The sequence below is a fragment of the Magnetococcus sp. PR-3 genome (genome assembly GCF_036689865.1).
Taxonomy (GTDB): Bacteria; Pseudomonadota; Magnetococcia; order Magnetococcales; family Magnetococcaceae; genus Magnetococcus.
In genome coordinates, this window is the sequence record NZ_JBAHUQ010000040.1 from 1 (window position 1) to 12,720 (window position 12,720).

General features: G+C 51.7%; 7 protein-coding genes. 3 read left to right on the forward strand and 4 right to left on the reverse strand.

Annotation, left to right across the window (positions count from 1 at the left end):
* Positions 1 to 208 precede the first annotated feature (208 nt).
* From V5T57_RS18225 to V5T57_RS18235, 3 genes are all read right to left on the reverse strand, one after another.
* Complete coding sequence (locus V5T57_RS18225; protein WP_332892689.1) at positions 209 to 2,809, reverse strand: LuxQ periplasmic sensor domain-containing protein; 2,601 nt, start codon at positions 2,807 to 2,809, stop codon at positions 209 to 211.
* A 30-nt stretch (positions 2,810 to 2,839) separates the two neighbouring features.
* Positions 2,840 to 3,997, reverse strand: coding sequence for a substrate-binding domain-containing protein (locus V5T57_RS18230; protein ID WP_332892690.1), 1,158 nt, complete (start codon positions 3,995 to 3,997; stop codon positions 2,840 to 2,842).
* 295 nt (positions 3,998 to 4,292) lie between these two features.
* Complete coding sequence (locus V5T57_RS18235; protein ID WP_332892691.1) at positions 4,293 to 5,573, reverse strand: multiheme c-type cytochrome; 1,281 nt, start codon at positions 5,571 to 5,573, stop codon at positions 4,293 to 4,295.
* Between the two features lie 340 nt (positions 5,574 to 5,913).
* Between V5T57_RS18235 and V5T57_RS18240 the strand changes: the two genes are divergently transcribed.
* Both V5T57_RS18240 and V5T57_RS18245 read left to right on the forward strand, forming a co-directional pair.
* A complete protein-coding gene (locus V5T57_RS18240) occupies positions 5,914 to 7,047 on the forward strand; it encodes a NapC/NirT family cytochrome c (RefSeq protein ID WP_332892692.1) in 1,134 nt (377 codons plus the stop codon).
* Between the two features lie 197 nt (positions 7,048 to 7,244).
* Positions 7,245 to 7,373 (forward strand): hypothetical protein, encoded by a 129-nt coding sequence (locus V5T57_RS18245; RefSeq protein WP_332892693.1) that lies wholly within the window; start codon positions 7,245 to 7,247, stop codon positions 7,371 to 7,373.
* A 96-nt stretch (positions 7,374 to 7,469) separates the two neighbouring features.
* Here the strand turns inward: V5T57_RS18245 and V5T57_RS18250 are convergent, their stop codons facing one another.
* Positions 7,470 to 8,258: a PhzF family phenazine biosynthesis protein gene (locus V5T57_RS18250; protein WP_332892694.1), complete on the reverse strand. Its 789-nt coding sequence runs from the start codon at positions 8,256 to 8,258 to the stop codon at positions 7,470 to 7,472.
* A gap of 486 nt (positions 8,259 to 8,744) precedes the next feature.
* Here V5T57_RS18250 and purL point away from each other — a divergent pair, with 486 nt between their 5' ends.
* Positions 8,745 to 12,632 carry a phosphoribosylformylglycinamidine synthase gene (purL, locus tag V5T57_RS18255; RefSeq protein WP_332892695.1) on the forward strand — a complete coding sequence of 1,296 codons (3,888 nt, stop codon included), beginning with the start codon at positions 8,745 to 8,747 and terminating at the stop codon, positions 12,630 to 12,632.
* Positions 12,633 to 12,720: the final 88 nt, after the last annotated feature.

The following is a 12,720-nucleotide window of genomic DNA, read 5'->3' on the forward strand; positions in this document are numbered from 1 at the left end:
ACATAGGGGGGGGCTATGACATGGAGAGGTGTGCCGCCAAAAAACAGGTTATCGCTCTGACCTTAAAGGGGGCATAGCGTCTTTTGTCCCGCTATCACGCGCTCAAACAACGGTATCTTGATCAGACTAGGGTGATCAACATGGCCCTACCTTGAAGGGATGTGGAAAATGATGGTGGCCAAAATAGAGGGATAGCACTGGTGAGCCTTCAACCCTTTGGTAGGGGGGGCGGGGTGTGAGGGGTAAGGGGGGATCTGCCGGTTGTATATTGGGCGATGTTTTGCAGAAGCACCTTTTTTTTGATGGGTTTGGTTAGGTAGGCGTTGCACCCTGCATCAAAAGCGATCTGTCGATGTTCATTCATGGCATGGGCTGTTAGGGCGATAATGACGGTGGGTGCCTGTTGGTGGGATTTCTCCCATAGGCGAATTTCACGGGTGGCGGTTAGGCCATCCTTAATGGGCATTTGAATATCCATAAGGATCAAATCAAAACGCTGCTCCTTGACCGCATCAATAGCCTGTTGGCCGTTGTGGGCTTCCTGCAAAGTGATATGGGTCTGTTTACGTAGGTAGGTTTGGATCAAATTACGGTTATCTTCCGAATCCTCGACCAGCAGTAGATGAATAGCGGCTAACGGCTCTGTTTCAGATGGTGGCGGTTGGATATTAAAGGTTGGATCTGGCGCTTGGCATAAGTGGATAGGCCAGTAAACATGAAAAACACTGCCTTGCCCTACGGTGCTTTCAACCTCAATGGTGCCCTGCATCATCTCAACCAAACGTTTGACTATGGCCAATCCCAGGCCACTCCCCCCAAACCGGCGTGTCATGCTGGAGTCTGCCTGGCTAAAGATTTCAAAAATGATGGATTGTGCGCTGGCTTCAATCCCGATCCCGGTATCTTTAATGGCCAGATGTAAGCTGTTTTCTTGGCTTATCTGCAGGGATAAAGAGATCTTCCCCTCTTCTGTGAATTTAATGGCGTTACCGGCCAGGTTGATCAAGATCTGCCTGAGACGGCTGACATCCCCCAGTATCCACTGTGGTACATCCGGCGCAATGTGGGTATGAAAGGCCAAACCCCGGCTCTCTGCCCCAATGGACATGACAGAGGTAACCTCTTCCAGAAGATGGTGAATATCGGTGGGGGATTGCTCCAGGGTAAAACAACCACTTTCAATACGGGAGAGATCCAGAATGTTGTTGATCAGTTCCAGTACCGCCGCACCCGCGGTTTGCATTTTTTCAACAACATGTTGATGCTCAAGGGGTAAGTCTGCTTCTAAAAGTAGATCCCCCATGCCAATAACCACATTGAGCGGTGTGCGGATTTCATGGCTCATGGCCGCAAGAAATTCACTTTTTGCTCGGTTGGCAATTTCAGCTTCATCTTTGGCCTGACGTAAGGCCTGTTCCAGACGTTTAATGCCTGTAATGTCAGTCGAGATTCCACAGATGGCAAACACCCGCCCTTTGGCATCTAGAATGGGAAATTTGTTAGAGAGGTAGGTATGGGTGCCTTCTGGCCCAGGTGCCTGCTCTTCGAACTGAATCGGTTTGGCTTGCTGTAAAACAAGTTGGTCATTGTCCCTAAACTGTTTGGCGATCTCAGCTGGGTGTAGATCAAAGTCGGTTTTTCCTAGGATATCCGCTTGTTTAATATGAAACAGCTGCTCATAGAGGGTATTGATCAATAGGTAGGAGCCATCGGGGGCCTTCATGTAGATAACCGATTGGGCGTTGCTGATAAGGGCTTCGATCTGGCTCTGTTTCTCCGTCAGGGTATCCACCATATCCTGCAGCATCCACCCGACCTCGTTAAACTCCTGGACCAAGGTGGGGTGATAGCGTACATCCGGTTTGCCCTTGCTGACCTTTTGGCTGAAATTCATCAATGAGCGCAGGCCATGACCAAAAAAGCGTAAGATCACCCACAGCATGGCCATGGCAACCAACAGAACCGCGATCCCGGTATACAGAACATTGCGCCACACGGCATGACGGAGCTCGGAGAAGGAGGCATCAGGAATGGCAATCATCAAATGTAGAGAGGTCTCCCTACCATCAATACGTAGAGGTCGGCGGGCGATGACAAAGCCATTCATATTTTCCGCCTCAACCGTCTCTAAAAGTGCGGGTATGCCCATCAGGGTTTTGATCTCTCCTTTGGGGGGATAAGCGACCGCCATTTGTTGAAAATGAAACAGGGCCAACCCCGGTACATTAAGAGCACTACGCAGTTGGCGCAGCAGGGGGAGGTTGTCATAGATGGTAATGCCCCCCATGAGTTTACCCAGTACCCGGCCAGTTTCAGGCAAAATTAAAGGCTCCCAAACCACCAGTAAGGGATTTTTGCCAAGGGGTGTGGTCAAAGACCATTGCCCAGGTGCTTGATCAATAGGCTGTTGTAGGGGGGTGTGATCGCCCAGGGGATAAACACTGGTTGTTACCCAGTTAGGCTGTTGATGGTGGTGTATGGCCAGATGGTCCAGCTGTTGTACCGCGGTGGAGGCGTACAGCTCCTCCAGCTTAAGTTTGGCCGCGCTCTGTTGATTTTTTTTGACTGCGGACAACAGGGTCGGGTGCCGAACGGTACCGGACAGTACCTGCCGGATCGCGTGGAGTTGGTTGTTTAGGTAGGATTCTGCAATGACCAAGTGCTGATCAAAGACATCTTCAATCTGCTGTTTCAAGATGGTTTGCGCCGTATGGATGGTCATACCAAACACAATTGCTGCAACCAGGATTAACCCGCCCAGGTTAACCAATAGCAGCAAGGGTATAAGGCCTGTGCGCAATTTAGTCATGGCTCTGCCTATGTAATGAGAGGCAAATCATCATGGCGTGCCACGCGTGGTTGAGGGGGCATGGTTTGAGTAGCGAAAGGCCCGTTCACGTAAGGTATCAATGGCAGCTTGGCTGGTCTGTTGGGTTATAAGGACTATCTCCCCGGAAAAGATGGTGGGTACTTGGTCACCCGCTCCCTGCTGATCCAACGCAATGGCCTCTGCCATGGCGACACCATTATCATCATTCATGCGCATCACCGTCATGGCCAGTGTTCCAGCCTGCAGTGCTTTTAGCTCATTCTCACCGCCCCCCCAACCATTGGTGAGAATAGGCTTGGTAGGAGGAGCGCTTTTTAGTGCGTCCACAACCCCTAAGGCGATATCGGTGGAGCAGGAGAAGATAAACTCAGGTTGCTCGGCTAATTGTAAAATTTCATGGGTGGCCATGGCCGCTTTTTTACGGTTAAACCCTGTGTAGTAAGCAGCCATAGGTTGGGATGGGTTGGTCGCGTAATGTTCCCCATACCCCTGCCGGAAAGTATCCCCCCGCATGGAGCTTACATACCCTGGTAACCCATAGAGCAGGGCATAACGGGCTTTTTTTCCTAATAGGCGGGTGTAGGCTTGAACCAGCAGTTGGGTGCCCAATGCATGGTCAAACCCCACGTACATAAAGGGTTGGTAGCCATCCCAGGCGCGCAGAGGGGTGGTGATGTTTTGTAGAATAACCTTGGGCCGGTCACGGCTGAGAATACGTTCAATCATGCCGCGATGGCGCAAGACATCCAGGGTGAAAATAAGATAGTCCGGGTCTTTTGAGAGGGCTCGGGCCAGTAGAGCGGCCTGTTTAGGGACCTCTGTTTCAGGTTTGGTAAAGTGGGCGTCTAACGTATAGGGCAGGGCCTGTTCTTTAAGGCGAGCCTCAAAGGAGGTTTGGCTGCGGCGCCAATAATCCGAACTCTGCAAGCCAGGGTAGATCATGGCAATGCGTACAGGTCTTTTTAGGGGCTTGCGCTGTGCTTGAGCGGGGTGTTGAACCCGCAAGGAGAAATTTTTTTGTCGGCTCTGGAGTTGTGGGTTCTGTTGGGTGTATTGATCAAAGGTCCAGTACTCGGCGAGCAGATTTTGAGCAAACACAGCTGGGGCGCTGCTGAGCCAGCATAGACCTAGCACCATGGTGATCATATAGCTTCGAGGTATACCCATAGTGGCCTCCTCCACGCGCTATCCACCCATATACTCCCCATAACCATTCTACAATGCATATGGCCGTTTGGATAATGGCATTTTCAAATAGAAATAATGACTTATGAATAATGTTGTCTAAACCTATAGTTGAGCGTGTCTTGCCTGCGTGTGGGGGGCGGCTTATAGGTGATGCATTGGGTTAGAGAATGAGATTGCTCTTCTTTGGAGATAGGTGTGGAGGATGAAGTTCCACCAAAGGGGAGGGGGTTGGGTAGGGGGCTGGTTGTCTACCAGCCCCCTCTTAAAGTGTGGATTAGTTGCTCTTCCACTGTGCATGGGCAATCAGCTTGGCTTCACGGACATCTTCTGGCAGTACTTTGGCCATCGCTTTGTTGATGCCGGGCCACAGCAGATTGTAGTGCAGTTCAGCACGTATGGAGGCCACATTTTGGGCAGGGATCTGGTAGTTTAGCATCCGTTTTTCAAAGGGCTTTAAACGGCTATCAGGACCCACACCCTTGGCTTTGGGGGGGATCGTCGGCTTACCTTTGCCATCCAGCAGAACCAGGTGGAAATAAGCATTGGGGTCATCCTTGGAGGGGTGGCCCTTGGTGCTTTTCCACACCTCATCCCCATCTGCATTGAATGCCGTTACCGTCAAGAACATATTCCGGAAGGGTGCCCCTGTTGGCATGCTGTGGGGTTGCAGGTTCTCCAGATAGATCTGGGTCAGTAGTTGAGGCCCTGTTTGTTTGACATCTAGATCCAGTATGACAGCACGTTTGAGCATGCCCATGTTGTGCCCACCGCCCATATCGTGGTTGGCGACACCATCGGTATTGGGCATATGGCAGGTTTGGCAGGTCACCTTGGACGCACCCATATTATACTCATTACCGGTCTGACAGAGGGGGACGCCATGGCCATTGTTGCGCTGATCATGGCAACCCATGCAGGCATCTGCCGTACGGAACAGTCGGTTTTTGCCCTCAAGGGGTAGGAACAGACCTTTGCTGGCTTCCAAATGAGGGTTGGCTGCCTCATCCATGCCTTCCAGGTTGTCCAGATCGTCACCACCACCACTGGGTAGAATACCGCTGGGTCCTGAGAGGGTATTGCCTAACTCATAGGCATCAATACCAAGGGTTAAGCCTGGCTTGCCGGGTTTGCGTATGCCTTTAAAAGCCTTAATACGGTGGCACGCCACACAGTTTACCCCTTCTGCATACACAGGGTTGGCATCCAGTTTGGTTTTGCCTTCCACCGCCAAGTTGGGTACATGGCATTTTAAACAGACAGGATACGTCCCTTTTTTGGTGCGTAGATCTTCTTGGTTGGGGTCCCCAATCACTTTGCGATAAAAGGCGTTATGAATGGGATCTTTGGCTGCTGTGCTTTGCGCATGCATAGAGCCTTTCCACTGTTTATAAATGCCCTCATGGCAGGCTTTACAGGTCTCGGCACTGATGTGATTAATGGGGACCTGTTTTTCCTCCACCATGGTGGCTTGGGCTGTGGGTGCCAGGAGTGTAAAAAACAGGGTGGTCAAGGTAAATGCTATCAATCGTTGAATGGTCCAAACTGATGGGCGCATGGAGGCCTCCCCCTATCAAATAAAGGTGTGCTGCATCACCAGAGTAGGTATCGGCACAGGGTGTCGGTACCCGTCCAAAAACACAGGTTTGGCTCTGTTGGCCTGTTTGCCTGTGCATAATCCGATTATTTCGGTATACCCCTGTTCATGCCTGTATTTGGCAGAACATTTTTATGTTTAAGGTTGATTTTTGTCAGAAAGATATATCAATGTCAATAAGGTTAGGTCTATGAAAAAGCTTAGAAACCCATATAAAAATGATTTTCATTTGGGTGTATAGCATATTTATGTTTGCTAATATATGCGCTAAGTGTTTGGTGATCCAGGGGGAGATGATCTCATGATGGCATGGTTAAAAGCGCTCAATCGCCCAGCAAAATACAAGATGGGCAGTTTAATTTTATTGGGTATTCTTACAGGAGCAGGTGGACTGGGGCTTTTTAATGGTTTTATGGCCTTTAGTAACACCGAGAAATTTTGTCTGAGCTGTCATGAGATGCAACCACTTTATGATGAGTACACCCACTCGGCCCATGCAGGTAATGGTAGTGGTGTGTTGGCGGTTTGTGCGGACTGTCATGTTCCAAAGGGTTGGTTGCCTAAATTGATCCGTAAGATCCATGCAAGTAAAGAGATTTATTACCATTTTAAAGGCAGTATTGCGACCCCCGCCAAGTTAGAGGAGAAACGTTTGGTTTTGGCTGAACGTGTTTGGTCAGAAATGCGTGGTAACGACTCCCGAGAGTGTCGGAGTTGCCATCGTATGGAGGGGATGGTGGCATCCAAACAGAACAGTCGGGCGCAGGCTGGACATAAACGTGCCTTGGCAAATGGTGAAACCTGTATTGATTGCCACAAAGGCATTGCCCACCAAAAGCCCAAGCTTAAACCTGCGTTAGAAGCGGCGCATCAAGCCATGCTGGAGCACCGCACTCAGCCCAGTGTTGATCAGCATGTTGCGGCCCTAGGTACGCTAAAAATGTATGGAGAGAAGCAGGGCGGAAAAGCCCAAGCTGTAGTTTTGGTCGGTACGGTCATGAAGGTGGCCAAACGAGAGGATGCACGTGTCGCGTTGACCTTGGAAGGCTGGCGTAAGGCTGGTAAATCCCGACAGATCTACCTTGCTCCTGATCGTCCGCAGCTGTTGGCATCCACCACCAAAGCGGGATCCAAAAAAATAGAACCCCTATCCACCACGCAAACCCTTAGTGGTGTGCTGTGGACCAAGGTTCGCCTTACCCTCTGGGGGTCACCAGAAAAGTTGAGTGATAAACCCCAGGCTATTTGGACTTATGCTGCGCGGTTAAATGATCTGGTTTGTGGGCAGTGTCATCAACCTTATGCGCCAGATAAATATAGAGTCAAGCAGTGGCCAGCACAGCTCAAAGCGATGAAACCCATGGCGAAGTTGGATAAAGAGGATGAACGTCTATTACAGGTTTGGTTACAGCGGAATGCCATACCTGAGAAGTAAAGGTGTGATGATCATGTTGAAAGAGAGAGGGTGTTTCTTCTGGAAACCCCCTTTTTTTATGGTGGTTCGGTGAGACCAGGGGCCAAAGAGAAAAAACTCTCAGGCAAAAACTTATATGTGACGATACAAATATTAGGAAATCATGTTATACTTACGTGTAATCACCTGTCACAAGCTTTGCTTAGAGGAGGTGCACCATGTTGGCCACACTTTGGTACCTTATGTTTTTTGGTGGCTTGGCTCTCTTGGGTGTTCTTGTGGTCCGCTCGATTATGGATCTGCTCCATACGCATTTTAGTCACTCGGTCGATCATATGACCCATTAGGGTGGAGGGTTGGTGAAACAGCCCCCCGCATAGGGCATTGATCATGTGGTGGGCCTTTCCCATCCAGATGGTATGGGTACAGGGAGTAAGGTGTTTTTATGCGGATAGCCGACCGGCAACCACCGTGACAGCCTGACCGCTTAAGATGACCCGATTATCTTGCACGCACACCTTAACCTCTCCACCCCGCCTCGAAGCCTGATAGCCGACCATCTCCCGTTTACCCAATATAGGGCCCCAGTAAGGCGCTAAGGTGCAGTGGGCTGAACCGGTCACCGGATCTTCAGGTATACCGGCTGCGGGGGCAAACAGTCTGGATACAAAATCGTGTTCAGTTGTTTCCGCTTGGGCGGTGACGATGACGGCCCGAGTTTCAATCTCTTTTAGGGCGTTCATATCCGGGGTTAGGCTTCGTACCAACGCTTCATCGTCAAGACATACCAGATAATCCATACGACTGCGCGACACGCGGCCTGCCGTTATCCCCAAGGCTTTCAGCAAGGCTTCTGGTTTTGGGCAGGGGTGTGCTGGTTCTGCCGGAAAATCCATCTCAATCCAATCCCCTTGACGGGTACAGGTTAATAAACCGCTGCGGGTATGAAAGCGGGCGGTTTCCTGAGTCTTCAGTATGCCCTGTTGCCATAGGATGTGCGCTGCGGCCAAGGTTGCGTGCCCGCACAGATCGACCTCAAGAGTTGGGGTAAACCAGCGCAGACCAAAATCTGCACCCTGGCGGCTGACAAAAGCGGTCTCGCTCAGGTTCATCTCTCCGGCCAAGGCTTGCATCCAGGTCTCTTCTTCCTTTTCAGGAAATAGATGGACTGCGGCAGGGTTACCACCGAAAGGCTGGCTGCTAAAGGCATCGACAATAAACAGGTTATCCATGGTTTTTCCTGGGTCAGAGATGGCACCCTTTAATCGGATAAAAGGGCCAAGGTTAAAAGCAGCGATGAGCCCAAGTACAAAAGGAGGGGATTGGGCTTGGCGTATGAAGCGATTGGCTGGCCTAATGCCATGAAAAAGGCAGGCTGTGGCGCCTGTTCCACCTTTCTGTCGGTTTTAAGTACAGGGTCTTTTTTTGCCTGTCCTATGGGATCAATCATCAGCCGACCGAGCTGAATAGGGTACCTTTGTTCTCTTTTTTAAGGTTAAGTTACTGAATAAACGGTAAATAAAGGGTCTGTTTAGTAGAGGGTGGATTACGGTTTTCTCCCAAGCCCTTTGGCGCGCATCCACCCCTTACCAGATAAGACATCCATGGTGCTTAAATTTATCCGCATCATTCACCGCTTTGGGGCTGAAATTTTATACACTTTAGGCTAGCCTATGCACCTCTTTTCCAACCCGGTACCTCGCAGCACGGAGCATCCCATGGACGCAACCCACGTATTGACGCTTAACGGCAGCAGCGCCTACTCCAGCTTTCGGCTGGATAAGTTATTGGACGCTTGTCAGGCTGTGGTACCCCATTTACAAAGCATGGATGCCTGGTTTGTCCATTTTGCCAGCCTGGAAAGGCCACTGGATGAACCGGAGCAGGCTAAACTGGCCCAACTGCTCACCTATGGTCCCAAAGAGCTTAGCCATAAAGAGGATGTGACCCCACACCTGTGGGTTATTCCTCGTTTTGGTACCACCTCTCCTTGGTCCTCTAAAGCCACGGATATTGCCCAGCATTGTGGCTTGGCGGCGGTGCTTCGTTTAGAACGGGGTATGGCTTTTCACTTTGAAGGGCTCATGAATGGGGATGTGGAAAAAATTATCCCGCTGATCCATGACCGGATGATCCAGCAGGTGGTGACCGATGCAGATGCCTTGCCGGGTATGTTCAAGACCTTCTCCCCTGGTGCGTTGCGGGAGGTGCCCTTGCAGCAGGAGGGCCGTGTGGCGCTGGAGCGGGCCAATGGTGACTGGGGTTTGGCGCTTTCGGAAGATGAAATTGACTACCTGGTGGAGCAGTATCAGGAAGAGGGGCGTAACCCCACCGATGTTGAGCTGATGATGTTTGCTCAGGCAAACTCTGAGCACTGCCGACACAAGATTTTTAATGCCGACTGGCATATTGATGGGGAGTCTCGGCCCAATACCCTGTTTGGTATGATCCGTAATACCCATATCCGTGCCCCCGAAGGTACCGTGGTGGCTTATAAGGATAACAGCTCGGTTATTGAGGGTAGTGCCGGTCAACGTTTTCATCCGGATACCGAAGATGGTATCTACCGGGCTCATGAGGAGACAACCCATATTCTCATGAAGGTAGAGACCCATAACCATCCCACCGCAATCTCCCCTTACCCCGGTGCGTCCACTGGCTCTGGCGGTGAGATCCGTGATGAAGGGGCGACGGGGCGTGGTTCTTCGCCTAAGGCTGGTTTAACCGGTTTTTCCGTCTCCAACCTTAATCTACCTGGTGCGGTGCGTCCCTGGGAGTTGCCATATGGCAAGCCAGACCGGATCGCCTCAGCACTGGATATTATGCTGGAAGGTCCCATCGGTGGCGCGGCCTTTAATAATGAGTTTGGGCGGCCCAACCTGTGTGGTTACTTCCGTACCTTTGAACAGGATGTCGCAGGTGAGGTGCGGGGCTACCATAAGCCTATTATGATTGCGGGTGGTTTGGGCAATATGAAAGCGGACCATGTGGAGAAAAATCCGCTGAAAGAGGGGGATTTAATTATCCAGCTTGGTGGCCCAGCGATGTTGATTGGGTTAGGCGGGGGCGCGGCCTCCAGCCAGACCAGTGGTAGCTCCCATGCGGAGTTGGATTTTGCATCGGTTCAACGGGACAACCCCGAGATGGAGCGGCGTTGCCAAGAGGTGATTAACCGCTGCTGGCAGTTGGGTGATAGCAACCCCATTCAATCCATTCATGATGTTGGGGCCGGTGGTCTTTCCAATGCTGTGCCTGAGTTGATCCATGATGGGGGGGTGGGTGGACGTTTTGATCTGCGTAATATCGACAATGCAGATCCTGGTATGTCCCCCATGGAAATTTGGTGTAATGAAGCCCAGGAGCGCTATGTTCTGGCCATTCATCCCGAAGATCGTGAGCGGTTTGAGGCGATCTGTCTGCGTGAGCGGTGCCCTTTTGCGGTGTTGGGGGAGGCCACAACCGAAGAGCAGTTGATCCTGACCGATCGTCTCACGGGTGAAACCTGCATTGATATGTCCCTGAACACCCTGTTGGGTAAACCACCACGTATGACGCGGGATGTAACCCACCACCGTCGTCAGGCCCACCCGTTACGCATTCCTCAGGGGCTCTCTCTCAGTGAAATGTGTTACCGGGTTTTACGTCTGCCTACCGTTGGGGATAAGAGCTTTTTGATCACCATTGGAGACCGTAGCGTGACCGGTATGGTCACCCGTGACCAAATGGTTGGCCCTTGGCAGGTACCGGTGGCGGATGTTGCCGTGACAGCGCGTGGCTATGAGGGGTATGAAGGTGAGGCGATGGCCATGGGTGAACGCACCCCTGTTGCCTTGTTGGATGCCCCAGCATCAGGTCGCATGGCCATTGGTGAGGCGTTGACCAATATGGCGGCAGCTCGTGTGGGTGACTTGGGCCGAGTCAAACTCTCGGCCAACTGGATGGCCCCGGCTGGTCATCCGGGTGAAGAGGCCAATCTGTATGAGACCGTCGAGGCTGTGGGGCTGGAGTTGTGCCCAGCATTGGGGATCTCCATTCCAGTAGGTAAAGATTCGCTCTCCATGAAAACGGTGTGGAAGGATGAGCAGGAGAACCCCTGTGCGGTAACCGCACCGGTCTCTTTGATTATTTCAGCTTTTGCTCCGGTGGTGGATGTACGCCAGACGGTGACACCACAGCTACGTACCGATTTGGGTGAAACCCGTTTGATCCTGGTGGATCTGGGTGAAGGTAAAAACCGCCTGGGGGGTTCTGCACTGGCCCAGGTTATGGGACAGATGGGGGATGTGCCGCCGGATGTGGATGATGCGGATAACCTGAAACAGTTCTTCCAGACCATTCAAATTTTGCATGAAGCTGACAAGATCCTCGCCTATCACGACCGTTCGGATGGCGGGCTGTTTACCACCTTATGTGAAATGGCCTTTGCAGGGCGCTGTGGTTTGGATATACAGCTGCAAGGGTTGGGTAATCAGCTAGAGGGTGTCCTGTTCAGTGAAGAGCTTGGTGCGGTGGTGCAGGTTCGTGCCGAAGATGCCAAGAAAATGGTTAAACTTCTGAACTGCTGTGGTATTGCGACAGATATTGGTACGGTCGCAGCCCATGGCCAACTGCGTTTCCACCGGGATCATGATCTCATTTTGGATCTGCCCCGTGTGGGTTTGCACCGGGCTTGGTCCGAGACCTCTTGGCGTTTGCAGAGCCTGCGGGATAACCCCGAATGTGCCCAGCAGGCCTATGATGCCTTATTGGACATTAAGGATCCGGGGTTACACGCCAGTTTGAGCTTTGACCCAGCGCATAACGTCGCGGCCCCTTATATTAACAGTGGCGCTCGTCCCTCTGTGGCAATTCTGCGTGAGCAGGGTGTGAATGGACATGTAGAGATGGCGGCGGCTTTTGACCGTGCTGGTTTTGAAGCGGTGGATGTCACCATGGCGGCATTGGCCGGGGGTGAGCGGTTCTTGGCAGACTATAAAGGGTTGGTCGCCTGTGGCGGCTTCTCTTATGGTGATGTGCTTGGGGCTGGTGAAGGGTGGGCCAAATCCATTCTGTTTAATCCAAAACTGCGGGATGGTTTTCAGCAGTTTTTCCACAGTGCGGACAGTTTTGCCCTGGGGGTGTGTAATGGGTGCCAAATGCTCTCTACTTTACATGAGCTGATTCCTGGTACCGAGCTATGGCCACGTTTTGTTCGTAACCACTCGGAACAGTTCGAGGCCCGCTTTAGTCAGGTAGAAATTCCCCAAAACCCCTCGATCTTCCTTAACGGGATGGCAGGTTCCCGTATGCCTGTTGCGGTGGCTCATGGTGAAGGGCGTGTCGAGTTTGCCCACCGTGCCCACCAAGACCGGGCTTTGGCCGAAGGGTTGATAGCACTGCGTTATGTGGATAGCTATGGTCAGGTGACTGAGAGCTATCCGGCTAACCCCAATGGTTCGCCCCAGGGTATTACCGGCCTGACCACAGCCGATGGCCGGGTGACCATTATGATGCCCCATCCCGAGCGGGTATTCCGGTCTGTTCAAAACAGTTGGTATCCCGATGCCTGGGGTGAAGATGGTGCTTGGATGGCCATGTTCCGTAATGCCCGTAAATGGGTTGGCTAAAAAAGAGCAACCCAATCTCATTTCTGTTCACTAAATAGTGATCGTTGTGCAAACCATAGATGGGGCGCATGCATAATCTGCAAGCTAT

What these genes read in the sequence shown, in the direction of transcription:
- V5T57_RS18250 (WP_332892694.1), bottom strand. Translation starts at nt 8,258, where the DNA reads ATGGATAACCTGTTTATTGTCGATGCCTTTAGCAGCCAGCCTTTCGGT.
- V5T57_RS18245 (WP_332892693.1), top strand. Translation starts at nt 7,245, where the DNA reads ATGTTGGCCACACTTTGGTACCTTATGTTTTTTGGTGGCTTGGCTCTC.
- V5T57_RS18225 (WP_332892689.1), bottom strand. Translation starts at nt 2,809, where the DNA reads ATGACTAAATTGCGCACAGGCCTTATACCCTTGCTGCTATTGGTTAAC.
- purL (WP_332892695.1), top strand. Translation starts at nt 8,745, where the DNA reads ATGGACGCAACCCACGTATTGACGCTTAACGGCAGCAGCGCCTACTCC.
- V5T57_RS18240 (WP_332892692.1), top strand. Translation starts at nt 5,914, where the DNA reads ATGATGGCATGGTTAAAAGCGCTCAATCGCCCAGCAAAATACAAGATG.
- V5T57_RS18235 (WP_332892691.1), bottom strand. Translation starts at nt 5,573, where the DNA reads ATGCGCCCATCAGTTTGGACCATTCAACGATTGATAGCATTTACCTTG.
- V5T57_RS18230 (WP_332892690.1), bottom strand. Translation starts at nt 3,997, where the DNA reads ATGGGTATACCTCGAAGCTATATGATCACCATGGTGCTAGGTCTATGC.